This window comes from Embleya sp. NPDC020630 (genome assembly GCF_044334985.1).
Classification (GTDB): Bacteria; Actinomycetota; Actinomycetes; order Streptomycetales; family Streptomycetaceae; genus Embleya.
Window position 1 is genome coordinate 213,941 of record NZ_JBIRUB010000004.1, and the last position, 26,522, is coordinate 240,462.

Annotated in this window: 26 protein-coding genes; 13 read left to right on the forward strand and 13 right to left on the reverse strand. The window is 72.8% G+C overall.

Annotated elements, in window-relative coordinates; translation table 11 throughout:
- Positions 1–96 precede the first annotated feature (96 nt).
- The 3 genes from ACH4XV_RS16870 (at position 97) to ACH4XV_RS16880 (ending at position 3,191) form a co-directional block, all read left to right on the forward strand.
- The gene (locus tag ACH4XV_RS16870) at positions 97–681 is read left to right on the forward strand and encodes a TetR/AcrR family transcriptional regulator (protein ID WP_395790458.1); all 585 of its coding nucleotides are present in this window, start codon (positions 97–99) and stop codon (positions 679–681) included.
- Between the two features lie 165 nt (positions 682–846).
- Positions 847–2,352, forward strand: a complete 1,506-nt coding sequence (locus tag ACH4XV_RS16875) for an MFS transporter (RefSeq protein ID WP_395790460.1) — start codon at positions 847–849, stop codon at positions 2,350–2,352.
- Between the two features lie 77 nt (positions 2,353–2,429).
- Positions 2,430–3,191, forward strand: a complete 762-nt coding sequence (locus tag ACH4XV_RS16880) for an SDR family NAD(P)-dependent oxidoreductase (RefSeq protein ID WP_395790462.1) — start codon at positions 2,430–2,432, stop codon at positions 3,189–3,191.
- A gap of 94 nt (positions 3,192–3,285) precedes the next feature.
- Here the strand turns inward: ACH4XV_RS16880 and ACH4XV_RS16885 are convergent, their stop codons facing one another.
- Entirely contained in the window at positions 3,286–3,906 is a 621-nt protein-coding gene (locus ACH4XV_RS16885; RefSeq protein WP_395790464.1) for a TetR family transcriptional regulator, read from the reverse strand.
- A gap of 134 nt (positions 3,907–4,040) precedes the next feature.
- Here ACH4XV_RS16885 and ACH4XV_RS16890 point away from each other — a divergent pair, with 134 nt between their 5' ends.
- Positions 4,041–4,991: a zinc-binding dehydrogenase gene (locus ACH4XV_RS16890; RefSeq protein ID WP_395790466.1), complete on the forward strand. Its 951-nt coding sequence runs from the start codon at positions 4,041–4,043 to the stop codon at positions 4,989–4,991.
- Between the two features lie 20 nt (positions 4,992–5,011).
- Here the strand turns inward: ACH4XV_RS16890 and ACH4XV_RS16895 are convergent, their stop codons facing one another.
- The gene (locus ACH4XV_RS16895; RefSeq protein ID WP_395790468.1) at positions 5,012–5,875 is read right to left on the reverse strand and encodes a helix-turn-helix transcriptional regulator; all 864 of its coding nucleotides are present in this window, start codon (positions 5,873–5,875) and stop codon (positions 5,012–5,014) included.
- Between the two features lie 145 nt (positions 5,876–6,020).
- Between ACH4XV_RS16895 and ACH4XV_RS16900 the strand changes: the two genes are divergently transcribed.
- Complete coding sequence (locus tag ACH4XV_RS16900; protein ID WP_395790470.1) at positions 6,021–6,497, forward strand: VOC family protein; 477 nt, start codon at positions 6,021–6,023, stop codon at positions 6,495–6,497.
- Positions 6,498–6,505: 8 nt separating this feature from the next.
- On the opposite strand, the gene ACH4XV_RS16905 is transcribed toward ACH4XV_RS16900, so the two are convergent.
- Positions 6,506–7,039, reverse strand: a complete 534-nt coding sequence (locus tag ACH4XV_RS16905; protein ID WP_395790472.1) for a DUF6817 domain-containing protein — start codon at positions 7,037–7,039, stop codon at positions 6,506–6,508.
- Between the two features lie 248 nt (positions 7,040–7,287).
- Between ACH4XV_RS16905 and ACH4XV_RS16910 the strand changes: the two genes are divergently transcribed.
- Positions 7,288–7,833: a hypothetical protein gene (locus tag ACH4XV_RS16910; RefSeq protein WP_395790474.1), complete on the forward strand. Its 546-nt coding sequence runs from the start codon at positions 7,288–7,290 to the stop codon at positions 7,831–7,833.
- Between the two features lie 48 nt (positions 7,834–7,881).
- Here ACH4XV_RS16910 and ACH4XV_RS16915 read toward each other — a convergent pair whose 3' ends face one another.
- The 3 genes from ACH4XV_RS16915 to ACH4XV_RS16925 form a co-directional block, all read right to left on the reverse strand.
- The gene (locus ACH4XV_RS16915) at positions 7,882–8,304 is read right to left on the reverse strand and encodes a hypothetical protein (protein ID WP_395790476.1); all 423 of its coding nucleotides are present in this window, start codon (positions 8,302–8,304) and stop codon (positions 7,882–7,884) included.
- A gap of 171 nt (positions 8,305–8,475) precedes the next feature.
- Positions 8,476–9,147 (reverse strand): response regulator, encoded by a 672-nt coding sequence (locus tag ACH4XV_RS16920; protein WP_380001489.1) that lies wholly within the window; start codon positions 9,145–9,147, stop codon positions 8,476–8,478.
- Positions 9,144–10,409, reverse strand: a complete 1,266-nt coding sequence (locus ACH4XV_RS16925; RefSeq protein WP_395790478.1) for a sensor histidine kinase — start codon at positions 10,407–10,409, stop codon at positions 9,144–9,146. The genes ACH4XV_RS16920 and ACH4XV_RS16925 overlap by 4 nt, the downstream gene beginning before the upstream one ends.
- 345 nt (positions 10,410–10,754) lie before the next feature.
- Between ACH4XV_RS16925 and ACH4XV_RS16930 the strand changes: the two genes are divergently transcribed.
- Positions 10,755–11,048, forward strand: coding sequence for a type II toxin-antitoxin system PemK/MazF family toxin (locus ACH4XV_RS16930; RefSeq protein WP_126640024.1), 294 nt, complete (start codon positions 10,755–10,757; stop codon positions 11,046–11,048).
- Positions 11,049–11,085: 37 nt separating this feature from the next.
- On the opposite strand, the gene ACH4XV_RS16935 is transcribed toward ACH4XV_RS16930, so the two are convergent.
- Positions 11,086–11,973 (reverse strand): TIGR03854 family LLM class F420-dependent oxidoreductase, encoded by an 888-nt coding sequence (locus ACH4XV_RS16935; RefSeq protein WP_395790480.1) that lies wholly within the window; start codon positions 11,971–11,973, stop codon positions 11,086–11,088.
- Positions 11,974–12,004: 31 nt separating this feature from the next.
- Complete coding sequence (locus tag ACH4XV_RS16940) at positions 12,005–12,868, reverse strand: helix-turn-helix domain-containing protein (RefSeq protein WP_395790482.1); 864 nt, start codon at positions 12,866–12,868, stop codon at positions 12,005–12,007.
- Positions 12,869–12,999: 131 nt separating this feature from the next.
- Here ACH4XV_RS16940 and ACH4XV_RS16945 point away from each other — a divergent pair, with 131 nt between their 5' ends.
- Positions 13,000–14,211 carry a cytochrome P450 gene (locus ACH4XV_RS16945; protein WP_395790484.1) on the forward strand — a complete coding sequence of 404 codons (1,212 nt, stop codon included), beginning with the start codon at positions 13,000–13,002 and terminating at the stop codon, positions 14,209–14,211.
- 60 nt (positions 14,212–14,271) lie between these two features.
- Here the strand turns inward: ACH4XV_RS16945 and ACH4XV_RS16950 are convergent, their stop codons facing one another.
- Entirely contained in the window at positions 14,272–15,690 is a 1,419-nt protein-coding gene (locus ACH4XV_RS16950; protein ID WP_395790486.1) for an ATP-binding protein, read from the reverse strand.
- A complete protein-coding gene (locus ACH4XV_RS16955; protein ID WP_395790487.1) occupies positions 15,687–17,435 on the reverse strand; it encodes an FAD-dependent oxidoreductase in 1,749 nt (582 codons plus the stop codon). Before ACH4XV_RS16955 ends, ACH4XV_RS16950 begins: the two co-directional genes overlap by 4 nt.
- A gap of 209 nt (positions 17,436–17,644) precedes the next feature.
- On the opposite strand from ACH4XV_RS16955, the gene ACH4XV_RS16960 reads away from it, so the two are divergent.
- The 3 genes from ACH4XV_RS16960 to ACH4XV_RS16970 are packed head-to-tail and all read left to right on the forward strand — an operon-like array spanning position 17,645 to position 19,896.
- Positions 17,645–17,962, forward strand: a complete 318-nt coding sequence (locus ACH4XV_RS16960; protein ID WP_395790489.1) for a hypothetical protein — start codon at positions 17,645–17,647, stop codon at positions 17,960–17,962.
- A 12-nt stretch (positions 17,963–17,974) separates the two neighbouring features.
- A complete protein-coding gene (locus tag ACH4XV_RS16965; RefSeq protein ID WP_395790491.1) occupies positions 17,975–18,625 on the forward strand; it encodes an ArsR/SmtB family transcription factor in 651 nt (216 codons plus the stop codon).
- Positions 18,622–19,896: an MFS transporter gene (locus tag ACH4XV_RS16970; RefSeq protein ID WP_395790493.1), complete on the forward strand. Its 1,275-nt coding sequence runs from the start codon at positions 18,622–18,624 to the stop codon at positions 19,894–19,896. Before ACH4XV_RS16965 ends, ACH4XV_RS16970 begins: the two co-directional genes overlap by 4 nt.
- A 464-nt stretch (positions 19,897–20,360) precedes the next feature.
- Here ACH4XV_RS16970 and ACH4XV_RS16975 read toward each other — a convergent pair whose 3' ends face one another.
- On the reverse strand, positions 20,361–21,062 hold the full coding sequence (locus tag ACH4XV_RS16975) for an FAD-dependent oxidoreductase (RefSeq protein ID WP_395790495.1): 702 nt from the start codon (positions 21,060–21,062) through the stop codon (positions 20,361–20,363).
- 236 nt (positions 21,063–21,298) lie between these two features.
- Here ACH4XV_RS16975 and ACH4XV_RS16980 point away from each other — a divergent pair, with 236 nt between their 5' ends.
- Complete coding sequence (locus tag ACH4XV_RS16980) at positions 21,299–22,426, forward strand: uroporphyrinogen-III synthase (RefSeq protein ID WP_395790497.1); 1,128 nt, start codon at positions 21,299–21,301, stop codon at positions 22,424–22,426.
- A 277-nt stretch (positions 22,427–22,703) separates the two neighbouring features.
- Positions 22,704–24,872 (forward strand): helix-turn-helix domain-containing protein, encoded by a 2,169-nt coding sequence (locus ACH4XV_RS16985; RefSeq protein WP_395790499.1) that lies wholly within the window; start codon positions 22,704–22,706, stop codon positions 24,870–24,872.
- A 32-nt stretch (positions 24,873–24,904) separates the two neighbouring features.
- Here the strand turns inward: ACH4XV_RS16985 and ACH4XV_RS16990 are convergent, their stop codons facing one another.
- Together ACH4XV_RS16990 and ACH4XV_RS16995 are read right to left on the reverse strand one after the other, a co-directional pair.
- Positions 24,905–25,129, reverse strand: coding sequence for a hypothetical protein (locus ACH4XV_RS16990; RefSeq protein ID WP_078974137.1), 225 nt, complete (start codon positions 25,127–25,129; stop codon positions 24,905–24,907).
- A 412-nt stretch (positions 25,130–25,541) separates the two neighbouring features.
- Positions 25,542–26,387, reverse strand: a complete 846-nt coding sequence (locus tag ACH4XV_RS16995; RefSeq protein WP_395790501.1) for a DUF4097 family beta strand repeat-containing protein — start codon at positions 26,385–26,387, stop codon at positions 25,542–25,544.
- Positions 26,388–26,522 lie beyond the last annotated feature (135 nt).

A 26,522-nucleotide genomic window follows, 5' to 3' on the forward strand; every position in this document is an offset into this window, starting at 1 on the left:
ATGCGGTCGAAAGCTTGCCGCAATGTCCTCGGCATCCGGCTCGTCGAGCGAATCCTTTCTTGACTGGTCATTCTCGAATGGCCTAGAGTCACATCCGTGGCCAGGACCAAGGAATTCGATCCCGACGCCGCCTTGCAGTCCGCGCTCGAACTGTTTTGGGAGCGCGGGTACGAGGCGACCTCCATGGCGGACCTCGTGGCGCGCCTCGGCATCGCCCGGGCGAGCATCTACGCGACGTTCGGCAACAAACACGACCTCTACCTCGCGGCGCTCGACCGCTACCGGGAGGCGCGCAATCCCGAGCTGTTCGAGGAGTTGTCCCAGCCCGGTCCGGTACTGCCGGCCGTACGGGCGCTGGTCGAGCGGTTCGCCCGTCAGGCGTCCGAGGAGCCGACCCGGTTGCGCGGTTGTTTCCTGACCAACACCGCCGCCGAACTGGCCGCGCACGACGCGCGCGCGGCGCGGATCGTCGAGTGCGGCTGGAATCAGATGGAGACCAATCTGACCCTCGCGCTCACCCGGGCCAGGGCCCAGGGCGAGCTGGGTCCGGACCGGGATCCACAGGCCCTGGCCCGCTTCCTGCTGGTGGTCCTCCAGGGGATTCGCGTGGTCGGCAAGGCCGGCCCCGACGCACACCGCCTGCGCGACGCGACGCGGCAGGCGCTGAGCCTGCTCGACTGATCGCTGGACTGATCCGGGCGGGGCGCGCGGGGAGCCTCTTTCGGCAGCCGGGCGAGACCTGCCCGCCGCAATGCGCTCCGCCACTCGATACGGCATGCCCTGCACCATGCCCTCAATCAAGAACGATCGATCCGAAAAGATTGTCGGCGGCAAGGGGGAATCGACATGACGACCATCGGGATCGGCAACAAACCCGACCGCGCGCTCGGCCGCTCGACCGACCGAGCGCCCGGCGCCCGGGGCGGCGGGGTCTCGGCCGCCGGCGCGTTCGCACTGCTCGGCACCGTGCAGGCCACGCTGATCTTCACCATCACCGTCATCGGCGTGCCGCTGCCCGACATCGGCCGCGAGTTCGGCCTCGGTTCGGCCGATCTGGTGTTGCTCAGCGCCGCCTACGGGCTGCCGTTCAGCGGGCTGTTGCTGTTCGGCGGGCGGCTCGCGGACCGGTACGGCGGGCGCCCGATGTTCACCGCGGGCCTGGTCGTCTTCGGCCTGACCTCGGCGGTCGCCGCGTTCGCGCCGAACTTCGCCGTTCTGGTCGCGGTGCGCTTCGGGCAGGGGCTCGGGGCGGCGCTCACCGCGCCCGCCGCGATGGCCGTGCTGCGCGCGGTACATCCCGAACCGGACGCGTACCGGCGGGCGATGGCGACTTGGGGCGGCCTGTCCGTCCTGGGCGCCGCCACCGGCAACCTGGCCTCGGGCGTGCTCACCACGTGGGTGTCCTGGCGCTGGATGTTCGCCGTACCGGTCGCCGTCGCCGCGCTCGGTCTGCTGCTCGCGCCCTCACGGCTGCCCCGCGCGTCCGTGCCGGCGTCGCGACGCCGTCCCGGCCTCGATCCGCTCGGCGCGGTCCTGGTCACGATCGGCATCACGCTCGCGGGCTACGGACTGACCGTCACCGGCGACCACGCCTGGACGTCGACCGTCGTCCTCCTCCCGCTCGGCGCCGGCGTGGTCCTGCTCGCCGCGTTCCTGGCGGTCGAGCGCCGGGTGGCCGATCCGCTGCTGCCCCCGGGCTTCGTCCGTGATCGGCGCCGGATCCTCGGCCTGACCGGGGTGTTGCTCGCGGCCACCAGTACGGGTTTGATCAGCTTCCTGATCTCGCTCTACCTCCAGCAGGAACACGGCTGGTCGCCGCTCGCGACGGCCGGCGCGTTCGTCCCGTTCACCGTCGCCCTGATCGGGGCGGGCCGGGCGGCCGGACCGCTGATCGGGCGGTACGGTCCCGTCGGCGCCACCGTGGCCGGGCTGGTCGTGGGTGCCGCCGGGTTGTTCCTGCTCGCCCGGATCGACCACCCGAGCCGCTACCCCGTCGACCTGCTGCCCGGCCTGGTGGTGCTCCCGATCGGCGCCGCGCTCGTCTTCGCGGGCACCGCCGTGCTGACCACCAGGGACGTACCCGCCCACCGGGCGGGCCTGGCCGGCGGCGTCCTCAACACCGCGATGGAACTCGGCCCCACCGTCGGCCTGGCCGCGCTGATGTCGGTGGCCGCCACGCGGACCGACCCGATCAGCGGCTACGCCTGGGCCTTCGGCACCGCCGGAGCCGTCTTCCTGCTGACCGCGGTGGCGGCGGCGGTCCTGGTCCGGGACGGGGGTCCGGACCAGGACGGCGGTCGGGACCGCGAGCGGGGCGGCGAGCAGGCCCGAAACCCCGACCGCGCCCCGTAGTTCACCACCGACCCCGACCATCCCCCGCCCACCAACCCGCTATCACCGCACCACCACACACCTCGGGAGACACCACCATGTCCGCACGTTTCACCGCCAAGACCGTCCTCGTCACCGGCGCCGGCTCCGGTGCCGGCCGGGCGATCGCGCTCGCCTTCGCCCGTGAGGGTGCCGCGGTCGTGGTCGCGGGGCGCAGCGCCGCGCCGCTGGAGGAGACCGTCCGGCTGATCGAGGCCGACGGCGGGCGCGGCGCGGCCGTCACCGCCGACGTGACCGACTCTGCGAGCGTGGCCGCGCTCGTCGCCCGCACCGTCGAACTCTTCGGCGGCCTCGACGTCGCGGTCAACAACGCCGGCGCGATCGTCGGCGTGGGTCCGCTCGCCGACCTCGACGAGGCCGACTTCCGGGCCACCCTGGACGTCAACGTGACCGGCACGTGGCTGTCCATGAAGCACGAGATCGGCCACATGCGAGCCAACGGCGGCGGCGCGATCGTCAACATCTCGTCCAACCTCGGTGCGCACGGCCGACTGGCCAACCTCGGCGCCTACGTCACCTCCAAGGCCGCGGTCAGCGCGCTCACCCGCAACGCCGCGCTCGACCACATCGGCGACGGTGTCCGGATCAACGCGGTCAGCCCCGGCCCGCTGGACACCTCGATGTCGCTGCGCAGCGGCGAGACCGAGGCCGAGCGGTCGGACCGGATGAAGGCGCAGAACCCGTCCGGCCGGGTCGGCGACCTCGCCGAACTCGCCGCCGCCGTGCTGTACCTGGCCTCGGACGAGGCGGGCTTCGCGGTGGGCACCGATCTGGTCCTCGACGGCGGCGCCACCGCCTGATCGGCGGGTTCAGCCCCCAACACCCCCGGCCCGGCCGCCGTCCTGCGACGCGCGCCCGGGCCGGCTCGGCGTTTCGATCGCGATCGTGTCGAGTTCAGGCCGAGGTCGTCGGGATCGCCAGTTCCAGACTCGCCGGAATCGCCGCGAAGGCCCGCTCCAGGTGCCCGGCCAACCCCGGCCCGGCGCCCCTCGCGGTCCACTCCCGCTGCGCCCAGTGCCAGGCCGCGAGCATCGTGTCGAGCGGCAGATGCAACAGGATCCGCTCCGGCGCGTCCGGGCCGAGCCGGTCGGCGAGCGTATCCACCACCGCGTCCGTGGTGTCCGCGCAGAACCGCAGGCTGAGCGCGTTCAGCGCGGGGGTGGCGTCGGCGATCCGCCGGCTGGCGGCGAAGCGGTCCGCCCAGTCCACCGGCATGGCGCCGAGGGTCTCCGTGAGGGCGTCCTGATAGATCGTCAGGACGGGTCCCGCCAATGGGCGTTGGGCCAGGTCGACGAGATAGGCGGTCCACAGCTCGCGCTCGGGGGCGAGGGCCACGTCCTCCTTGGACGCGAAGGTGCGAAAGAACGTGCGCTTGGAGACCTCCACCGCGCCGACGATCTCGTCGAGCGTCGTCGCGTCGAAGCCCTTGGTGGTGAACAACTCCAGGGCGGCCGCGGCCAACGCCTGCCGCGTGCGCAGCTTCTTGCGTTCCCGCAGCGGCAGTTCGGTGGTCATGATCCCACTCTACCCACACATGCCCATCGGTTGCCAAAGCCCCTTGTAAGCAAATGCCACTCAGTGGCACAGTGGGTCGCGGCGAGCCCCCACCCGGGCTCGGCAGTCCAGCCCGCACCAGCCTCGGAGTCACCATGCGCGCCCTCGTCATCGACCACGCCGTCGCGTCACATCTCACCCTCGCCGAGGTGCCCGACCCCGAGCCCGCGCCGGACGAGGCGCTGATTCGGGTCCGGGCGATCTCGATCAACGCGGGTGAGGTGCTCTTCGCGGTGCCGTCCGGGGCGAACGGCACGATCCCCGGCTGGGACGCGGCCGGCGTCGTGGAGCGCGCCGCCGCGGACGGGTCGGGCCCTGCGGTGGGCACCCCCGTGGCCACGCTCGGCGGGGACGGCGCCTGGGCCGAGTTGCGTGCCGTGCCGACGCGACAGTTGGGCGTGGTGCCCGCCGACCTGCCCATGGCGTCGGCCGCGGCACTGCCCGTGGCGGCCCTGTCCGCCCTGCGCACCCTGCGCCGGATGGGCCCGATCCTGGGTCGGCGCGTGCTGATCACCGGCGCGGGCGGCGGAGTGGGCCGGTTCGCCGTACAACTGGCCGCGCGCGGCGGCGCCGAGGTGGTCGCGGCCACCGGGGATCCGGCCCGGGTCGACGAACTGCGCGCGCTGGGCGCGGCCGAGGTGCTGACGGGCGGCCTGCCGTACGAGACGGCCCCCGTGTACGGCGTCCTGGACAACGTCGGCGGGCCGCATCTGACCGCCGCCCACGACCTGTTGGCCTCCGGCGGCACGCTCGTCGCGCTCGGCCATTCCACGGGCGAGGGCGAACAGTTCGCGTTCGGCGCGCTGTTCGGCGACGCGGGCCGGCACAACCGCTCGATCGTCACCTATTTCCTGCTCGACGACCTCGCGGGCGTCGACGCCGACCTCACCTGGCTCGCCACCCGAACCGCACACGGCGACCTCGACCCACAGATCGCGTGGCGCGGCTCCTGGACCGACATCGCCGAGGCGGCGACCCTGCTGAGCGACCGCAAACTCGGCGGCAAGGCGGTGTTGACCGTGACCGACGACCCCACGGCGGCGTGAACGGCCGAAGACCGAGCGGGCTACCCCTCCAAGCCACGGACCCCCAGGACGGCGTGTCCGTCGAATCCGGCCTCCGTTTCCGCCCGGCCGGCCATGTGCGCGATCGTCTCGGCGTCGACGGGCGTGCCCACCAGCACCGTCGCATCCGGCGCCTCGGCCGGCGTCAGCAGGGACATCGCGAACCGCGGCGACACGCCGCGGTTCGGCCGGGTCGCCACCGTCCTGGGCGCGAACACCCCGACCGCCCGGCAGTCCCACCATGGTGCCAAGTCCGGGCGCGCCGAGCGCAGTTCGGCGACGATCTCGGCGCCGCGCGGCTGTTCGGCGCGGGTGCGCAGGTGGCGCACGAGGTCGAGGGCGATCGCCTCGTGCGCGGGGAAGTGCGCACGGTACGCGGGGTCGGTCAGCAACATCGACAGCAGGTTGCGGTGCTGGGCCGGCACCTCGGCCGGGTCGGGCGCGATCACCCGCCAGGCGTGGTTCCAGGCCACCAGGTCCAACGCGGGATCCAATACCAGCGCCGGACTGATCGGCCAGCCCCCGACCATCGCCCGCAGTGCGTCGACCGGCATCGGGCCCGGCCCGGCCGGCACGTGGAAGCCGGCCAGTTCCAGGACGTGCCGGTGGGCGTCGGCGTCCAGGCGCAGCGTGCGCGCCACCGCTTCGAGCACCTGCCTCGAGGTGTCCACCCGACCCTGCTCCAGCCACGTGTACCAGGCCACGCCCACCCCGGACAGCGCGGCGACCTCCTCGCGGCGCAGCCCGGGGGTGCGGCGGCGCGGCGAGCGGGGCAGCCCGATGTCCTCGGGGGCGAGCAGTTCGCGGTGCGCGCGCAGGAACGCGCCCAACTCGTGCCGGTGATCGTGCTCGTCCCGAATGCCCATCGGCCCAGCCTATGACCGCCGCTCACCGTATAAGCCGGAGCCTGGCTCGACGCCGGCGGCGGCGCGAGGGTGGCGGACGTACCGACGCACACCGCCGGGCGGCACCGCCGAGGGCCGCCGGCCACCCGTAAAGGAACCGTTCCCGATGACCGACACACCCGTCACCACCCCCGCATGGACCGAGGGCGCGCCCACCGACCCCACCGCGGACATCATGTGGCGCCGCAGCAACGACTCGTCCACGCTGACCACGCCGCGCGCGTTCATCCGCGTCTTCGTCGAGCCCGGCGGCCTGGAGGCGGCCGCCGGGTTCTACGAGGAACTCCAGGGCGTGGAGCGCGACATGTGGTTCACCTTCCGCGAGTTCGGCATCGCCCTCGCCGCGGTCGGCGGCTTCCTGCTGATCGAGGGCGAGCCGGCCACGGTGGAGCGGTTCCGATCCACCACCGGCACCCTCCTGGTGCCCGAGCTGGCGCCCTACCTGGACCGCCTGGCCGCGGCCGGAGCCGAGATCACCGAGGCGCCGCGCCGTGTCCCGACCGGATCCGGGTTCACCGCGCGGCACGCCGACGGCACCGTGGTGGAGTACGTCGAGCACCGTCCGACGGCGGACGGCCGCTGACCCGTCCGCTACCCGGTGTGTGCGGCGCGGTCGCCGAGCACCCGTTCGCACTCGTCCCGGGCGGCGGTGCTGAGCAGGGGGCGAAAGCCCGCCAGCAGGTCCCGGAGGCCCGCGCCATAGCGGTCGCGGGCCTTTGGGCTGACCCTGACGATGTCGAGTTCGTTGGCCGCGGTCAGTTCGGCGAAGTCGCGGCGCTCGGCCTCGGCGGGCAGGTAGGTCCGGCCGGTGAAGCGGTCCCGGAACGGGCCGTCGACCAGGGTGGGGTGGCTGGTGGCCCGGTCGCAGCTCGCGTAGAAGTAGACGATGCGCTCGGCGTCCACGCCGATCCGGCCGGCCAGTTCAGCGCGGCGGTCCAGCGGGAGCAGGTGGGGGGCGAAGCCGTCCGTGCCGTAGAACGCGTGACACAGGCCGGCCGTACGCAGTGCCGGTCGCGCGCCCCAGGAGTCGAGCAGCGCCTCGACCCGGGTCAGGTGGGCCAGCAGCGTTCCGCCGGGATGTTCGATGCGGTCCGCGCCGAGCATCCGGATGTAGTCGACGATCATGTGCACCCCTTGCCATGTAATGGGTCGGCGCCGGTTGTCCGGTGGCCGCCCGATGACGTCGGGGCAAACGATAGCGCTGACGGACCGTCAGATCACAGCACCTCGGTCATACACCTTGCGAACAGGCGCTCGGGCCGCGTCCCACGACGCCACGGGTGATCGACCTGCCGGGAATGCCTGCGCGGGCGTCCGCTTTGTGGATAGGGATGGATCGGAAGCGGTAACGAACGAGTACGGAGATCTGCATCGTGGGACCCGATCAGTTCTGTCTGGTGTTGTTGCGACGCATGGGCGATTACCAGCCTGATCTGGTCGCCGATGCCGTCCGCGAGTTGGAGTTCACCCGGTCCCGGATGCGCGAGGTGAACGCGCAGTGGCAGCGCATGGTGCGCAGCCGGGCGGTCGGCGGCCCCGGGCGCGCCTATCGGGCCGCACTGGGCGAACCGCACGGATGCACCCAACGCGCGATCGGGGATCTCACCGCCGAGGCGCAGTGGTGGACGTTGCCGCTGTGGCCGCAGTTGCGTTTCGAGATCCTGACCGGCCCCGACGGTCGGGTCTGGCAGGAGTGGCTGGTTCGCGCCGACCCCACCACGACCCCGCCCGCCGAAACGGTGGCGGACCTGCGCCCCTGGGACTTCGTGATCGCCGACGTCGCGGCGGCCTTTCCCACTCTGCGCCACACCGAGGGCTCCGCGCCCGGTCGCTGGGCGAGCGTGATCACCGAGAACGGCGTCGAGCACCGCGTCGACTTCACCTGGGGCCTGCTCCAGAACGTCACCCGCCTCGACTGAGCGGGTGCCCCGGCTCACCGGCGTGGCGTGCCGCCGCGCCCCCGCGCGCTACAGGCGCGGGAGGCGCATCCGGGTGAGGCGACCGCCCTCCACGGGCGCGGCGTCCGTGGTGCGCACGGCCAGGGAGCGGTAGGTGCCGGGAACCGTGGCCACCCAGAAGCGGTCGGCGAAGATCGTCGCGGGCGCCTGGAGCACGAAGCGGCCTCGGCGGAACTCGATCCGCGGCGGCGCGCCGTCCTCGGGCAGCACGCCCCACGCCAGCGCCCAGGCCGGCTCGCGGCGGGCCGAGCGCAGCGCGCCGCGCAGCAGCGTCGGCGCCAGGGTGGAACCGGCCACCGCCACGTCGATCAGGCGGTAGCCCGCGTATACCTCCAGCGCGGGGCGGCCCCGCGAGCCCCGGCCCACCCGCATCGTGCAGTCGCTGAGCCGCAGATACAGTTCGGCGGTCGTGTGCTGCATAACGTCGGTCATGGCGCCCCCGTTCGAAGCCCCCGACGGGTCAGTCCCCTCGGGCCACACCAGGATTGGCCTTCGGGGTACTTCGCCGCATCGGCTGTACGAACCGTTTCCGCATCACCGTCTACTCCCCCTGTAGGACGGAGTTTCCGCTCGTCACTCCCCCGAGCGAGCGAGGCGCGCGATTCAGGCGGCGCCGGGCACGGCCAGCCCGGTCTCGTAGGCACAGATCACCGCGTGCACCCGGTCGCGCAGGCCGAGCTTGCCCAGGATGCTGCTGACGTGCGTCTTCACCGTATGTTCGCTGACCACGAGGGCCTCTGCGATCTCCGCGTTGGACATCCCGAGGGCCAGACAGCGCATCGTCTCGCGCTCGCGCGTGGTCAACACGGCCAACCGCTCGGAGGGTTGGGGCTGCTGCTCCGTACGGGGTAGTCGGCGCGTGTAGTCGGCGATCAGTCGCCGGGTCACCGACGGCGCGAGCAGTGCCTCGCCGCTCGCCACCATGCGCACCGCGTGCACCAGGTCGTCGCGCCGTACGTCCTTGAGCAGGAACCCGGCCGCGCCCGCGTAGAGCGCGTCGTAGACGTACTCGTCGACGTCGAACGTGGTCAGCATGACGATCCGACACGCCGGCGCCTCGGCGGACACCACCCGGGCCGCCTCGATGCCGTCCATCCGCGGCATCCGGATGTCCAGGAGCAGTACGTCGGGCCGGTGCGCGCGCACCGCCTCGATCGCCGCCACCCCGTCGCCCGCCTCGGCCACCACCGAGATGTCGGACTGTGCGTCCAGGATCATCGCGAAGCCGCTGCGCACCAGTCCCTGGTCGTCGGCGACCACCACCTTGATCGTCATCGCACCACCCGCGTCGCGTCGAGCGGGATGCGCAGCGCGACCTCGAACCCGGGCCCGGTCACCCGCGGTCCGGCCACCACACTGCCCCCGCACGCGCTGGCCCGCTCGCGGATGCCGATCAACCCGTGGCCCCCGCCCGGACGCGGCCGACCGCCCAGCCCGTCGTCGGTGATGGTGATCCCCATCATGTCCTCGCCCCATTCGAGTCGTACGGTCACCGTCGTGGCCTGCGCGTGCCGGACCGCGTTGGTCAGCGCCTCCTGGACCACACGGTACGCGGCGATCTCCGCGTCGGAGCGCAGCGGTCGACGCTCGCCGACGCTCTCGTACACCACCTTCAGATCGGTCCGCCCGACCTCGGCGACCAGGTCGGCGATATTGGCCACGGTGGGCTGCGGCGCCCGGGCCCCGGCCTCCGCGTCGTCCTTGAGCGTGCCCAGGATGCGCCGGAGTTGGACCATCGCGTCGCGCCCGGCGTCGGCGATCGCGTCGAACGCCGCCTCCGCGCGGGCCGGATCGCTGCGCACCACCACCGGCCCGGCCTCGGCCTGCACGGTCATCAGGCTCACCGCGTGCGCGAGGATGTCGTGCATGTCCCGGGCGATCCTGGCCCGTTCGCGGGCGGCGGCCCGGGCCACCTCGGCGTCGGCGCGCCGGATCTCCAGGTCGCGCTCGTGCTCCAGTCGCCGGGTGCGCTCCTCGATCTCGGCGATATAGGCGGTGCGGTGCCGGGTGGCCAGCCCGAAGGCGGCGGCCGCGGTCAGCGTCAGGATGTCCAAGGTGGCCTGTTGCGGCGGCTGGTCCTTGGCGAACTCCACCATCAGCGTGATCGGCAGGGCCAGCACCGCGACGGCGATCCGCTCCCAGTGCCGACCGAGCGAGAAGACGGTGTAGATGGCGATCGTCATGCCGAACTGGAAGGACTGGCCGGGCCGATGGTGCAGCGAGGCCGGTACCGCGAACAGCGCGACCACACACGCGACCACGAACGGCTGCCGGCGCCGCCAGATCAGCGGGATCGCGGTGCCGCTGAGCAGGAGGAACCCGAGCCGGTACGGCGAACGCAGGTAGATCAGGAACGGCAGCGACACCAGGAACTGCACCAGCAGCGCGATCATAACGTCGAGCAGTTGCGGATCGATCCGCCGCATCAGGTCGCGGGTGTGCCGGGCGCGGTCGCGGACGTGCCGGTCGGCGTCGCGCGCGGCGTGGTGATCGAGGCAGGGATGATCGGCGTCGTGCGCGGCGAGGTGGTCGGACATACGGCGTACTCCTGGGTGGGCGTCCCCGACAGTGTCGCGGTTGCGCGTTCGGCGGCGCTTCGCTCTCGCGAGGGATCTGCCCACCCGGGGAGAAGCGGCGCGGCGGGGCCGCTCGGGTGACGATCGAATCCGTGCGCCGGCGGCGAACGCGCGCCCCGTTGGCGATTCGCGTGCCGTCGCGTCTGGTACGACTGGGGGCATGGCTACCGGCAACCGCTTCGTCCCCGACCGCGACCGTTCGACGCCGGCGGCCCGGTGCGGCCGGCCGGCGGGTGCGGTCGCGCGCACATTCGGCCGCCGCAAAAGAGCGGGGGCGCTGCCGTGCGGCCACTGAGGCGGGGCCAGGTGTGGACGATTCCCACCGTCGGCCGCGAACGCACCTTCATGATCGTGCAGAACGACCACGTCGCCGCGCTGCATCCGGGCGCGGCGTTGTGCGCGCTGGTGGACACCATCGGCGACCGCCGCGAGTCGCTGGTCACGGTGCGGATCACCAGCCCGGTCGAGGGTGTGGTGCTCGCTCCGGACCTGTACACATCGCGGCATCACCGCTTCGAGCAGGGCACGTATCTGGGTGACGTCGGGCCGGAGGAAATGGAGCAGGTGGACGTGGCGTTGCGGGCCGTTCTGGGGTTGTGAGCAGCGGGGTGCCGATGTCCGGACGCGGCGGGCTCGTTCAGGTCTCCAGCGGCTTCAACTCGGCGGCGAACGCGGCCAGGAACGTGGCCCACGAGCGCGGTGTCGTGGCGGGGCGGATCACGAACTTGCTCACCCCGGCCGCCGCGTAGCGCCCGATCAACGTGCGCGTGGCGGCCCATCCGGTGGGCACCAGCTCGGCGATGTCCACGTCGGGTCGCCGCCGGCGCAACGCGCCGAAGTCGCGGCCCGGTTCGTCCTCGAACGCGACGATCAGGCTCATCCCGTAGTGGTCGTCGTCGACGGTACGCCCGGCCTGTGCCGCGGCGGCCTCGATCGTGCGTCGCGCCTCGGCGGCCTCGTCGGGGGTCAGCGCCGCGCCGAGCCACCCGTCGCCGAGCCGGCCCACCCGGCGCAACGACCGCGGCCCGCCACCGCCCAGCCACAGGTCCAGGGGGCGGGCCGGGCGCGGGCCGATGGTGACGTGGTCGAGCGTGTGGTACTTGCCCTCGTACGAGACGTCCTCCCCTTCGAGCAGCAGCCGCACGACGGTCAGCGCCTCGTCCATCACCTCGCCGCGCGGCCCCGGGATCGGGAACAGCGGCCGCTCGCGCGCGGTCGCGTGTTGCACGCCGAACACCGGCAGGATCCGGCCCGGCGCGAGCGCGGCCAGGGTCGCCAACTCCTTGGCCACCGCGACCGGGTTGCGCCCCGGCAGTACGGTCACCCCACTGCCGAGCTTCAGGCGCGAGGTACGGCCGGCCGCGTAGCCGATGCCGACGAGGGGGTCGGGCAGGTCGCCGCCGAGCAGGTCGGGCAACCACAGCGAATCCACCCCGAGTTGCTCCATGTGCACGACCAGGTCGCCGAACGTGACGGGGTCGGCGGGGTCGCGCGGCCCGAGGCCGACGCCGATGCGCAGTTTCATGGGCCAAGCCAAGCCCGGATGCCGGACCCGGTCAAGGAAGGCTCGGCCCGGCGACCGACAGGCGCTCCGCCGCTGTGCGCAACTCGGTGATGTAGTCGCGGCGTTCGGTCGGGCCGACGGCGGCCCGCAGCGGGCCGATCTGGAGTTCGTGGGTGGGCCGACCGTGCGCGTCCCGTACCGGCGCGGCCAGATAGCTCAGCGGCAGCGTGCGATCCGAGGTCAACTCGGCGTCGGTGTAGGCGTGTGCGCTGATCGCGGCGAGTTGGTCGAGCACCCGGGCGCGCAGTTCGGCCCGTCCGGGGTGTTCGTCCAACAGGCCCACCACGTCCCGCAGTACCGGCAACAGCTCGGTCGCGTCGCGGCGCGGTCGCCACGCGGCCACGCCATGCGCGCGGATCGTGTCCAGCACCGGGGCCGACTCGGGTGCGTGTGCGAGCCAGGCGGTACGTTCGGCGGCCGGCCGCCAGGGCATCACCGCGGCGCCGGCGGGCGGGCGCAGCGGCAGCCGGGTGCCCACCTCGATCCCGGCCGGCACCCGACCCGGTCCCGGCTCGACCGCGACGAACACCACCTGATCGACGCCGACCAGCGACAGGGCCACCCCGCACCCGACCCGCGTCGCGAGTTCGGCCAACACCTCCGCCGCGGCGGCCGGCAGCCGTACCCGGGCCCGGACCGCGTCGGCGACGGCGAGCAGTCCGGCGCCGAGCGTGTACAGCCGATCCGGCCCGCGCAGCACCCAGCCGGGCGCCTCCAGGGCGGCGAGCACCGCGGTCGCGGTGGACCGGTTCAGGTCGAGCCGGGCCGCCACCTCGGACACGCTCAACCCGCGGGGCGCGGCGGCCAGCAACTCGACGACGGCCACGACCCGTTCGGTGGGCGGTGACGCGACCATGGGCACCCCTTGCTCCGGTCGGACGGCATCCCTAGAGTCAACGAATATACGTCACTTCGACGACGAATATTCGTCGCCCGGTCACACCGACGGGCTGCCGTCGTCGCCGGAGCTTCGGCCGAGGAGGCTGGATGCCCATCGACCCGTTCGACCCCCGCGCGCCCTTCGACATCGAAGGCCACGACTTCGCCTTCGACGACATCCCCGACCTGCACGGCGTGCTCGCCGCCGCGCGGGCGCGGGGGCCGTACGCCGTCGTGCCGTTCCTGGGGACCAGGGCGCTGCTGTTGCTGACCCACGACCTGGTGACCGCCGCGTTCAAGGACGAGGATGCCTTTCCCGCGTCCGCGATCTACGCCGCCACCACCGAACCCGTGCTCGGCCACACCATCCAGTGCATGCGCGGCGCGGAGCACCGGATCAACCGCAAGCTCGTGGTGCCGGCCTTTCGACGTCGGGTGGTCACCGAGCAGGTCGAGGCGATCCTGGAACCGCTCGCCCACGAGCTGGTCGACGGCTTCGCGGCGCGCGGCGAGGCCGACCTGGTCGCCGAGTTCACCCACGCCTACCCGGTCCGGGTGATCACCCGGCTGCTCGGGCTCCCCATGGACGACGAGGAGCGCTTCCGGCGCTGGGCGGTCGACCTGTTCCACTTCCCGATGGCGCCGGAGGCGGCCGAACGCGCGTCGCGCGAGTTCACCGAGTACGTGACGCCGATCGTCGCGCGTCGGCGGCGGGATCCCGGCGGCGACCTGCTCTCCACCCTCGCGCACACCGAGGCGGAGGGGCGTCGGCTCACCGACGAGGAGATCCTGTCCTTCCTGCGGCTGCTCTTCCCGGCGGGCGCCGACACCACCTATCTGGGCCTGGGCAACGCCCTGTTCGCCCTGCTCACCCACCCCGAGCAGTTGTCCCGGACACTCGCGGACCCGGATACCGAACTCGAGTGGGTGGTCGAGGAGGCGCTGCGCTGGGAGCCGCCGGTGGGCCTGCTGCCGAGGATGTGCCCCGCTCCGGTGTCCGACTGGCAGGGCCTCGGCCTCGACATCCCGGCGGAGACCCCGCTGATCTTCGCGATCACCGCCGCGAATCGGGACCCGGTCCGGTATCCCGATCCCGACGCGTTCGACATCGGCCGCCGCATGCGCGCCACGCTCGCCTTCGGCGACGGACCGCACGTGTGCCTGGGCACGTGGTTGGCACTCGCCGAAATCCGAGCCGCCCTGAAGGTTCTCCTCGAACGCCTACCGAAACTGCAACTCACCGCGCCCACCCGGGTACGCGGCCTGCTCGGCACGGCACTACGCGGCCCGGAGTCGCTACCGGTCCGCTTCGGGCACTGAACCGGCGCGCACCCGTCCCCTGTCGGCCGGCAACCGGCGACGTGGTGCGGCCGGCGTGCGCTATCGCGGCAGGGTGATGCGGAAGGTGGTGCGGCCCGGTTCGGAGTCGACGGTGAGCGTGCCGTCGTGGCGTTGCACGATGATCCGGTACGAGATGTCGAGGCCCAGGCCGGTGCCCTCGCCCAGGGCCTTGGTGGTGAAGAACGGTTCGAAGATCCGGTCCTGGATGTCGGGCGCTATGCCGGGGCCGCTGTCCTCGATCTCGACCACCACTGACGCGGTGTCGGCGCGGGCGCGCAGGGTCAGCGTGCCCTTGCCGCCCATCGCGTCGGCGGCGTTGTCGATCAGGTTGGTCCACACCTGGTTCAGCTCGGCCGGATACGCCTGGATCCTGGGCAGGTCCTCGGCGTACTCGCGCTCGACCCGGATGTCGCGCAGCGGGCCGGCCAGCATGGCCACCGTGCTGTCCAGGCCCTTGCGCAGGTCGGTCTCCTGGTAGGGGGCCCGGTCCATCTGGGTGTACTGTCCGGCGGCGGCGAGCAGATCGGTGATCCGGCCCAGCGCGTCGGCGACCTCGTCGAGCAGCGCCTCACCCTCCAGGTTGGCCGCGAGCCAGGTCAGTCCGGGGCGCGCCGCCGCACCGAGCGCCGCGCCCGCGTCCCGGGCCCAGTCCTCGTACAGGCCGACGTTGACGAACGACGGCGCCGTCTCGTACGCGTCCGGCAGGTCCAAGTCCTCGAAGATCTCGGCCACTTCGTCGGTCCGGTCGGCGAACTCCAGCGGCCGCAGCCTGGGCGGCTCCACCTCCCGTCGGGCCAACACCTCGGCCTGGAGCCGGTCCAGCGCCTCCAGCGCGTCGGCGGCGGCGCCGCAGCGGGCCAGTTCGGCCCGGGCCCGGCGCAACTCCCCCAGCCGGGTACGCAGGTTCGCCGCAGCCCGCTCGGCCGCCGCGGCCGGGTTGCCCAGTTCGTGGGTGAGCCCGGCGGTGAGCGTGCCGAGCGCGACCATACGCTCGCGCTGCCCGACCGCCGATCCGGTCCGGCGCCCGCCCAGGAACATGCCCGCGACAAGGTGCGCGGCCATCGGGAACCACTCGGTGAAGGCCTGCGCCAACTGGGCGGCCGGCAGCACGAAGAAGGTCGAATCGACGTGTGTGCGCGCGGTGTTGCCGTACGCGTGCACCGCCGGGGTAGCGCCCTCGCCGTCCAGGGCCAGTGCCGCGCCGACGTAGGCGCCGCGCATCGACGAGCGGTGCACCTCCAACTCGCCGCCGCGCACCGTGCGGTTCATCGTGACCTCGCCGGTGAGCAGCACGAAGAAGCACTCGCCGGGATCGCCCTCGTGGTAAAGCGTGGTGTTCGCCGGGAACGCCTTGACCTTGCCGTGCGCGCACAGCCAGTTCAGGTGTTCGTCGGGCAACTTCTCGAACAGGAACAGGGTGCGCAGCTCCTCCGGCGGCAACACGTCGCACACGCTCATCGTGATCCCTCCGTCGCCGGGGTGCGGGTCTCGGCCGGGGTCGCCGCGGCGCCCGGCCCGCCCGGATCCTCGCCCGGCTTCCGGGCGTCCAGGGTGTCCAGATAGCGGTGCACGAGCATCACCGTCATCGCGCCCTCCCCGACCGCCGAGGCGACCCGCTTGACCGAGGCCGCGCGCGAGTCGCCCGCGGCGAACACCCCGGGCACCGCCGTCTCCTGGACGAACGGCGGGCGACTCCAGCCGTCCAGCTCGCCGTCGCAGTCGTCGAGCAGTTCGCCGCCGGTGAGGATGTAGCCGTCCCGGTCGCGCCGCACGCCGCTGCCGTCCAGCCACCCGGTGCGCGGGCTGGCGCCGATGAAGACGAACAACCACGACGCGGGCACGGTCTCCTCCGCGCCCGAGTCCCGGTCGCGCAGGGTGAGTTCGCGCAGTCGCCCGGTACCGTGCGCCCGGGAGACCTCGGTGCGGACCCGGACCTCGACGTTGGGGATCTGCTCCAACTGCTCGATCAGGTAGTGCGACATGGACGCCTCCAAGCCCGCGCCGCGCACCAGGATGATCACCCTGCGGGCGTAGCGGGAGAAGAACACCGCCGCCTGCCCGGCCGAGTTGGCCGCGCCGACGATGTACACGTCCTGGTCGCGGGTGTCGGGCCCCGTGGTCAGCGCGGCGCCGTAGTACACGCCGCGGTCGGTCAATTCGGCCAGGCCCGGCGCGTCCAGGGTGCGGTAGGACACCCCGGTGGCGAGCACGACCGCGTGTCCGCGGGCGACGACGTCGCCGTCGCAGGAGATGGTGCGCACGTCGCCGTCCACGTGCAGACCGGTCACGTCGCGCGTACTGACTATCTCCGCGCCGAACTTGAGCGCCTGGCGGCGGGCGCGGCCGATGAACTGCGAGCCGGAGATGCCGTCGGGGAAGCCGAGGTAGTTCTCGATCCGCGAACTCTGCCCGGCCTGGCCGCCGGTGGCCTGGCGCTCCACGAGCAGCGTGCGCAGCCCCTCGCTGGCCGCGTACACCGCGGCCCCCAGGCCGGCCGGGCCGCCGCCGACGATCACCACGTCGTACAGGTCGTCGGACGCGGTCACCGACAGGCCGACGTACTCGGCCAGTTCGCCCTTGGACGGGCCGCGCAGCACGGTCGAGTCGGGGGCGATCACCACCGGCACGTCGGCCTCGGTGGTGCCGGTCTCGCGCAGCAGCCGGCGCGCCTCGGCCTGGCCGACGTCGTACCAGCGATACGGCACGCCGTTGTTGGCGAGGAAGTCGCGCAGCTCGAACGACGGCGCGGAAAAGCGAGCGCCGATCACCGTGGCCCAGCTCTCGTCCGGCACCGGCGCGGTCTCCCACGCGGTGATCAGCGAGTCGAGCACGGGGTAGAGCCGTTCCTCCGGTGGATCCCACGGCTTGAGCAGGTAGTGGTCGATGTCGACGTCGTTGATCGCCCGGATCGCGGCCCCGGTGTCCGCGTAGGCGGTGAGCAGCACCCGTTTCGCGCGTGGGTACCGGTGTGCGGCCTGTTCCAGGAAGGCCACGCCGTCCATCTGCGGCATGCGCTGGTCGGCGATCAGCACCGCGACCTGCTCGCCGCGCTCGTGCAGCTCGGCCAGCGCCTCCAGGGCCTGTGCACCGGATTCGGCGCGGACGATCCGGTGCCGGTCGCCGTACTGTCGCCGCAGGTCGCGGGCCACCGCACGGGAAACGGCCGGGTCGTCGTCGACGGTCAGCAGGACGGGCTTGTCCACGGTTTTCCTCACGGGCCTGGAGTCGTTGCACAAATGGGGACCACTGCCCGGTACCGGCCTCGGCCATGCGCCGGGCAGCGCGTGCGCCACGTTATCCGGTATCCGAAATCCGCAGCCGGGGAGTTCGGGGCCGGCCCCGGTGGCGACACCTTCGGCGAAGTCGGGCGCTTTGCCTGTCGGTCCACCACGAACATGCCTAACGTGGCGCTATGTCCGAGAAACGACGCCGCCCGCAGCGCGAGACCGTACAGGCCCTCGTCGGGGTGACGGTGATCGTGATCGGCCTGCTGGTGACCCTCGTCCTGCACCTGACCCACGACTCGCACGACCCGCAGCCGAGCCCGAGCCCGCTCCCGACCGCCACCGCGCCGCCGGCATCCCCGTCGGTGGCGGCGGCCGGACACCAGGCCCTGTCCGGCGGATCTTGGCGGGCCGCGGCGCCGAGGAGGCAGATGCGGGAGCCAAGGTTCGCAGAGGGCTCTCTGCAAAAGATGCAGAGAACCCTTTGCAGAGAACTCTCTGCGTAATACCGTGGGCGTGTGAACCACTCCCGCCGGCGGATCGACGCCCGCAGCCTGCGCGCCCTCGCCCACCCCCTACGCATGCGCCTGCTCGAAATGTTGCGCCTCGACGGTCCCGCGACGGGGACCCACCTGGCCGCCCGCGTCGGCGAGAGCACCGGGACGGTCAGCTGGCACCTGCGCCATCTCGCCGAACACGGCTTCATCGAGGACGCCCCGGACCGGGGCACCCGCCGCGAGCGCTGGTGGCGCGCCGTGGTCGACCCGAGCGACCTGCGCACCACGGATTTCCGCACGGACCCGGAGACCCGGGGCGCACTCGACGTCTACATGCGCGAGTCCTTCCGACAGCAGGGTGAGCGTCTGATCGAATCCTTCGGCGACGCCGAGGAAATGGGCCCCGAGTGGGTGAACGCCCGCACCGCCTCGGACTGGAGCGGTGTACGACTGACCGCCGACCAGCTGGCCGAACTCAACCGTCGGGTCGTCGATCTGATCCACCAGGCCACCCGCGGCCCCGAACAACCGGGCGCCGCGACGGTCGTGCTCCAGTTCCATTCCTTCCCGCGTCGACCCAAGGACGCGACGACGTCGACGGAGTCGGCCGAGTCGCTCCGAACCACCACCGAACCGGATCCCCCCACCGAACCCGACGAGGACTCCTCATGAGCGGCCTGCTGCACCGCCATCACGATTTCCGCCTCCTGTGGTTCGGCGAGACCACCGGCAAGTTCGGCGCATCGGTGACCGGCGTGGCGATGCCGCTGATCGCGATCTCGACCCTGGACGCGAGCACCTTCGAGATCGGCCTGCTCAGCGCCGCGGCCTGGCTGCCGTGGTTGCTGATCGGTCTGCCGGTCGGCGTCTGGGTGGACCGGATGGCCCGCCGCCCGATCATGCTCGCGGCCGCGGCGTCCTCCTTCGCCCTGTTCCTGGCGGTACCGGCGGCGCACCGGGCGGGCCTGCTCGGCATCGGTCTGCTGCTGAGTGTCACGCTGGCGACGGGGGTGTCGGCGGTGTTCTTCCAAACCGCGTACACCGCCTACCTGCCCGGCATCCTCACCCCGGCCGACCAGGCCGAGGGCAACAGCAAACTGCACGGAAGCGCGTCCGCGGCGCAGATCGCCGGGGTCGGCGCGGGCGGCCTGATCGCCCAGGCCGCGGGCGCCGTGAACGGCATGTTCGTCAACGCCGGCACGTTCCTGACCTCATTCGTCTGCCTGTTCCGCATCCGCCACCGGGAGCCGGCACAGGTCGTCCCCACACACGCGGAGCGTTCGCTGCTCCGGGAAATCGGCGAGGGACTGCGACTGGTCGCGCACGACCCGTGGCTGCGTACGTTCGCCCTCTTCGGCGGCACGTCCAATCTCGGCCTGGTCGGCCTCCAGTCGATGCAACTGGTCTTCCTGATCCGCACGGTCGGCGTCGGCGAGGGCACGGCCGGCGCCCTGGTCGCGGCGGGCGCGCTCGGCGGCGTCGCGGGCGCGTTCGTCTCCCGCCGCATATCGTCGCGGATCGGCACGGCCCGCGCGTTCCTGCTCTTCGAAATCGGCGTGTCGAGCCTGGTTCTACTGATCCCGCTGACCACCACCGGGGTAGGCCTGAGCGTGTTCGTCTGCGGCTCGTTCGCGATGTCCGGCGGAGTCGTGGCCGGCAATGTGATCAAGTCGAGCTTCCAACAGCAGTACTGCCCGCCGCGGTTGCTCGGCCGCATCACCGCGAGCATGCAATTCGTCAACTACGGCACCATCCCGCTCGGCGCGGTGCTGGCCGGTGCGCTGGGCTCGGCGGTCGGGGTCCGTACCACCATGTGGGTCATGGCGGCGGCCATCCCGGCCGCCGGCTCGGTCCTCCTGGCGTCCCCGGTGCGCCGCTGCCGCGATCTGCCGGCGAGCGTCCGAGCCGTCGCCGGCTCCAAGGAGCCACGCACCGTGGCCTGACCAGGGGGCGGTCACCCCGACGGGGCGTCCGGCACCGGAAGTTCCGGCGGCCGGTCGCCCCGGGCCCGGCGGGTCCGGGACCCGGTCGGATCCGGGCGGACCGACGCCCCGCCGACCGCAGGTACACCGCCCACGTGAGCACCAGGCAAAACGCGTAGTACCCCAGGAACGCCAGATAGGCGGCGTCCCCGCGCCCGGAATTCAGAAACGACTCGCGAAACGCGATGTTCACCAGAACCCCGCCCAGCGCGCCGACCGCCCCCGCGATACCCATCAACGCCCCCGAAGCGCGCCGCGCGGCCGGTCCCGGGCCGAGTCCGACCGCGAATATCGCGGGGATCATCTTGTACGCCGCCACACAACGCGCCCGCCGCCTCAACACCCCGATCCCGGGCTGTGAGAATCCGTCGAGCGAGCGTCGCGGATCGGCCGGCGCCCACGGCCCGCGCCCGCCTACCTGACACTCACCCGACTACTCGACGGCCACTCGGCCGGTTTCGGGAGAGAGTGGGACGCGCATCGGCCGCCCGAGATCGGGAGTCGCCCGTGACCGCGACCAACGCCCCCTCCCCCGCCCCCGAGCACGACCCGGAGTTCGCCGTCGCGGTCAAGGCTCTGAACACGCAGCTGTCCGGCACCGCGCTCACCCCCGAGTACTCGTCCACCACGATCCCGCCGCGTTCGCCGACCGCCGGCCCGGCCGCGCGGGCGAGCCGGTCGCGGGGGCGTACCCCGGCGGAGAAGACCACCAGGTCGGTGGCCAGTTCGGTGCCGTCGGAGAGCACCATGCCGGCGACCCGACCCGCCCGGTCCACGATCGCCCGGGTGCCGGCGCCGATGTGTACCGTCACGCCCAGGTCCTGGATCTTGCGGCGCAACACCCGGTCGCCGCCGCCGTCGATCGTCTCGACCGGGTCGCCGAGCCGGATGTCGATCCCGTGCTCGGCGGCGAACCCGTCGCCGCACAGGGACAACTCCTCGGCCGTGGTGCCGGAGAACCACGACGTCAGGTGCACCCGGTCGTAGGCGCGCCGGGGCTCCTCGGCCAACGCCGTGATGCGCAGCCCCGGCGGTCGCGGCTCGGCCTCGGTCAGCGCTTCGAGGAAGCGCTGACCGACCATGCCGTGGCCGACCGGAACCATGTGCGTCTGTTGGGCGTCGGTCACGGATGGACTCCTTCGAGGCGGGGGGACGGGGCGGGCGCCTGCTGCTCACCGAAGCGTCCCGAGCCGCTGTCACGGGTCCTGGTCCCCGATGTTGCGCGAGCGGTACGGCCGGCTCACCCGGGGCGCCGGCGACGGTGGGAAGCCCGACACGATCGGGTGCCATTCGGGCACGCGGCCTTACCCCGAGGTGATCGCCCGGCAATACGTCCGTAACACCGGTCCGTCAATCTCACGACATGGTTACTCGTACAGGTGCGGCCGAACCCCTCGTCGGGCTCACGGTCGGGATCACGACGGCCCGGCGGCGCGACGAACTCGTCGCGCTCCTGGAGCGCCGGGGCGCGAAGGTCGTGGGCACGCCGACGATGAGCATCGTGCCGCTGCGGGAGAACCGGGAGTTGCGCCGGGCGACCGAGCGCTGCCTGGTCGAGCCGCTGGACTACGTGGTGGCCACCACCGGGGTCGGTTGGCGCGGGTGGATGAACGCGGCGGAGGGGTGGGGGCGTTCCGGCGAGGTGCAGCGGGTCTGCGCGGCGGCGACGGTGATCAGCCGTGGGCCCAAGGCCACCGGCGCGGTGCGTGCGTCGGGGCTGCGCGAGATGTATTCGCCGGGTTCGGAGGCCAACGACGAGTTGCTGCACTGGTTGTTGGCGCGCGATCTGCGCGGGCGGCGGATCGCGGTGCAGGAACACGGCGCGCCGCTGGAGGGTTTCGCGGCGGCGCTGCGTGAGCGCGGCGCCGAGGTGATCGAGTTGCCGGTGTATCGGTGGGGGCCGCCGGAGGATCCGGCGGCCGTGCGGCGCCTGGTCGAGCAGGTGGTCCGGGGCGAGGTGCACGCGATGACGTTCACCAGCGCGCCGGCGATCGACGCGTTTTTGGCCGCGGCGGCCGAGTCGGGTCGGCGCGAGCAGGTGCTGACCGCGCTGCGCGCCGACGTGCTGCCGGTGTGCATCGGCGCGATCTGCGCGAAGCCGCTGTCGGAGGAGGGTGTGCCGGCGTTGTGGCCGGAGCGCGGGCGACTGGGGTCGATGGTGCGCACGGTCACCGAGACGCTGCCGGCGCGGGTGCGGCGCGAACTGGACACCGGGACGGACCGGCTGGTGCTCCAGGGCAACGCGGTGCTGGTCCGGGGCGGGGTGATCGCACTGTCGCCGGTGCCGGCCGCGGTGTTGCGCGCGCTGGCGGAAAAGCCGGGTTGGGTGCTCAGCCGCGCGGAACTGCTGCGCCGCGTCTGGCAGGGCGCGAGTGCGGACGAACACGCGGTCGAGGCCGCGGTGGCCCGGCTGCGGAGCGCTCTGGGGCCGCACAAGGGGCTGGTCAAGACGGTGACGAAGAGGGGATATCGGTTGGCCGTGCCGGTGTGATGGGCGGCGGGGCCGGCGCGTCGCGGGGGCGCTTTTCGGCCATCGCCGGGAGTGGGCACAGTCGTCGACGCCACGCCGTCTTCCCTCGGACGGCCCGGCGACGATCGGCCCGAGAGCCGCCTGCCGTGGCGGCCGAGGCAGCCGTCGGCATCGGCCGGATCCGGCCGAAGGGTGGAAGGCCCCTATCCGGAGCGCCGCGTGTTCATACGATCATTCGAACGATATGGACGGCGACGGGCTTGGGGGCACGGCGGTGCGGGTCGAGGATTTGTTGGGCATGCCCGAGCTGCGACTGGCCCTGCTGGCGGGTACGGGGCGGCTCGGCCGCGAGGTGCGGCGCGTGTCGGCGTACGATCCCACCACCCCGGGCCGGGGTCTGGCCGGTGGCGAACTCGTGGTGGCCGGCGAAGTGCCCGCGTCCCCCGCCGAGACCGCACACCTCGTCCGCGCCCTCGCCACGAACGGCGCGGCGGCCCTGGTGCTCTCGCCCCGGCCGCCGGTGGCGGAGCCCGGTCCCGACGATGTGCCGTATCCCCTGGTCGAGGCCTGTGTTCGGGCCGGCCTGCCGCTGTTCCTGGCGCCGCACTCGATCCCGGCGGTCCGCATCGCCGAGGTGGTCGCCCACCGCATGGCCCGAGAGTCCGACCCCGCCACCGAACACTCCCCCAGCCGCCAAACCCGCCTGCTCACGGCCCTGACCAACGGCGCCGACACCCAGGCCTTGCTCACAATACTGTCCACCGAACTCGCCGCCCCCTGCCACGTGATCACCCCATCAGGCCGCCTCTCGGCCACCGCAACCCCAACGCCGGAGGGAACGACGGCGACGGGGTGGAACGGGTCGGCCGACGCCGGCGGGGCGGGGTCGAGCAGGGACGGCGGGGCAAATGGGGCGGTCCGGCCGAGCGAAGAGCCGAGGGCGGATGGGTCGGCCGAGGTGACGCCGTTGGCGCGACCGCCGCGAGGGCCGTCGGGCGAGGCGGGCGGGACTGCGGGACAGCCCACAGGCGCGGGGGCACGCGCCTCGGCCGGGCCGCGTGAAACGACTGACTCGCGCGACGTCGTGGTGCCGAACGGGGTCGGCGCGGCGGGAGGGGCCTCTCGGTCGAGTGAGGGACCGGGGCTGGATGGGTCGGCCGAGGTGACGCCGTTGGCGCGACCGCCGCGAGGGGCATCGGGCGAGGCGGGCGAAATCGCGGGACCGCCCGGTGGCGCGGGGGCACGCGCCTCGGCCGGGCCGCGTTGGAGGCCGGGTTCGCGCGACGTCGTGGGGGCGGGCGGGGTCGGTGCGGTGGTGGGGGTGCGCGTGGTGGGTCGCTCGGGTGCGGGTGCTCGGGCGGAGGGGGCGGCGCTCGGGGAGAGTCGGCCGGCGGGCGGTTCTCTCGGCGAGCCTGGTGGCGGAGAGGTGGCTCCGGCGGAGGTCGCGGCGCTTGGGGAGGGCTCGCCGGGCGGGCGTTCCCTTGGCAGGTCCGGTTGTGGGGAGGTGGCTCGGGTCATGGCTCGGGGTGGTGGTGGGGTGCCGGTTCTGGTGGGTGGGGACACCGTGTTTGCCGTGGGGCGCGGGGCCGGGCTGGTCGGGTATCTGGTTTGCGGTGGGGATCGCCGTACCGACGAGGCCCTGGCGCGTGTGGCCGACCTTTTTGTGCTCGGCGATGCGCGGCGCGCCGAGCGGGCGGCCGTGGAAGCGGCCCACGCGTGGGAGTTGGTCGACCTCGTCGAGTCGGACGCGGCCCCGGACACGATTCGGGCCCGCCTGAGTGCGGCGGGCCTCCCGCCCGACGCGGCGCCGATCGTCTGCTCGGCCGCAGGCCACGGCGCCGACGCCGCGACCGCACGCCTGGTCATCGACCTGATCGAGCACGCGCTGGACGAGGAGCCGACCGCACGGTGGGTGGTGGCCGTCGGCAAGGCCGAGGTGGTCGTGTTCGCCTCGGCCGGAACCGGCCCCGGCGGCGCGACGCGCGTCGCTCGCGCGCTGGAGAGGGCGGCCGACTGGTGGGAGCCCCTCCTCGGGGCCGAGCGCCTGGCGATCGGCGTTGCCGGGACGTCACCCACGTGGGGGACGGCATTGGCCGAGGCCAGGGGCGCGCGGGACCTCGCATGGACGCGCCCCGGCCGGCTCACCGTGGCCGAAGGCCCCGAGATCGACGCCTACCCGGCACTGCTCACCGCGGTCCCCCCGCCCGTGCGCGCCGCGTTCGCGGAGCGGGTGCTGGGCGGGCTGCGGGCGTACGACGCGGAACACGGCACCGACCTGATCGACACCCTGGCCGCGTTCCTGGCCGCCAACGGCGCCTGGCAGCGCTGCGCCGGGGCGCTCGGCGTACACGTCAGCGCACTGCACCAACGCATGGGCCGGGTACGGGATCTGACGGGCCGTGACCTGTTCTCTGCCCGGGACCGGGTGGACCTGCTCCTGGCCCTGGAAACCGACCCGGCCGGCTGACCCCGGGCAGAGCAACGGCGCCGACGGCCCGGCTACTTGGCGCCGCTGTCCTGGAGGTCGGCGAGCGACGCGGCCCACCGGAAGTACTTGTTGCGGCCCAGGTCGCCGATGGTGGTGATCTTCAACGACGCCAGGTGCTCGGCGTGCGCGTCGGTGATCCCGGCAAGTCCCGCGACCGGCGCGGCCAGGACCTCGCTGAGCGTCTTGTTCTCGTAGGCCTTGTCGAGCAGCTTGTCGAGGTCGGCGGTCACGGGCATGAGTACTCCCTGCGGGTTCGTAGCGGCCGTACGCCGCGATTCGCCCCCATGTTCCGTCGTAATTGTCCTTGATTCCGACATTTGCCCGATCACGCGTGTCGCAGATCGAGCACCGGACCGAGCACCGGACCGAGTTGGGGATCGAGCGCCCGATCGCGCATCCGACCGCATGGCGCCACATGGCACGGCGGATCGGGCGCCCACCGGCGCGACCTCCCGACCGGCGAGTCGATCGGCGCGACGCTGCGCGATCTCCCGCTGCCGACGCCACCGCTCCAACGGCGCCAGGGCCGCGAGGATCAGTACCGCGCACAGCAACGGAATCGGCACCGGATGCGGCAACGGCCAGACGCTGCCGGACACTTCGGGTTCGGCCCACATGAGCTGTCCTCTCCGCTGCGTGCCTCGGACGTCAGGACCGACGAATCACGATGTCACCCGAAAGCGTGCGGGCACGCACCTCGACCGTGTCGTCGGTCGGCGCCGGGCCGTCGACCGAGTCCAACGAGGTGCGCACCTTGCCGGCCATGGAGTTCAGGTCGAGCCAGGCGGCGGTGCCCTCGCGGATCCCCACCTCCAGCTCGCCGGACGCGGTCTCCAGCCGGATCGCGCCCTGCACCACCTCGCCGATCCGGACGCTGCCGGACACGGTCTTGGCGCCGACGGTGGTCAGCGCCCGGTCCACGGTGATGTCGCCGAGTGTGCTGTTCAGGCGCAGGTCGCCGCTGACCGCTCCGAGCGAGATGCCGCCGGCGGTGTTGCGGACCACCGCCGTGCCGTCGATCTTGCCGACCCGGATCTCGCCCGCCGCCGCGCTGATGTCGGTGTGGCCCACCGAATGCGCCACCGAGACGTCACCGGAGGTGGAGTTCAGGCGCAGGGCGCCGGTGCGATCCAGTCGGATGTCACCCGAGGCGACCGAGAGCCGGGTCTCACCGACCCGCCCCTCGACGTGGATGTCCGCGGCGGCCGCCTGGCCCTCGATCCGGGAGCCGGTGGGCAACTCGATCGTCACGTCCACCGAGGCACTGCGCCCGAAGAACGAACGGCTCTTGTTCCTGGGCACGCGCACCGACAGTCGCCCCGAGGAGCAGGTGACCGAGGTCTGCTCGGCGGCCTGCACGGACGCGGTGTGCGACGGGTCGGTGGGGCGTACCTCGACGACCGTGTCGACGCGGTCGCTCGCGCTTACCCGAAGGCTGCCGACGACCAGGTCGACGGTGGCGAAGATCGGCTTGGGAGTATCGAAAGTAGGCATGGCATCCCGTCCTGGGGAGTTGAAGGTCGTACTCCGTAGGGGCGTACTTGGTTGCGCGCACACACGCCGCCCGCGAGGCACGCATGCGGCGCGGGCCGATCGGGCGCGCGTCTCGCGGCAGCCGCCGTCGGGCGC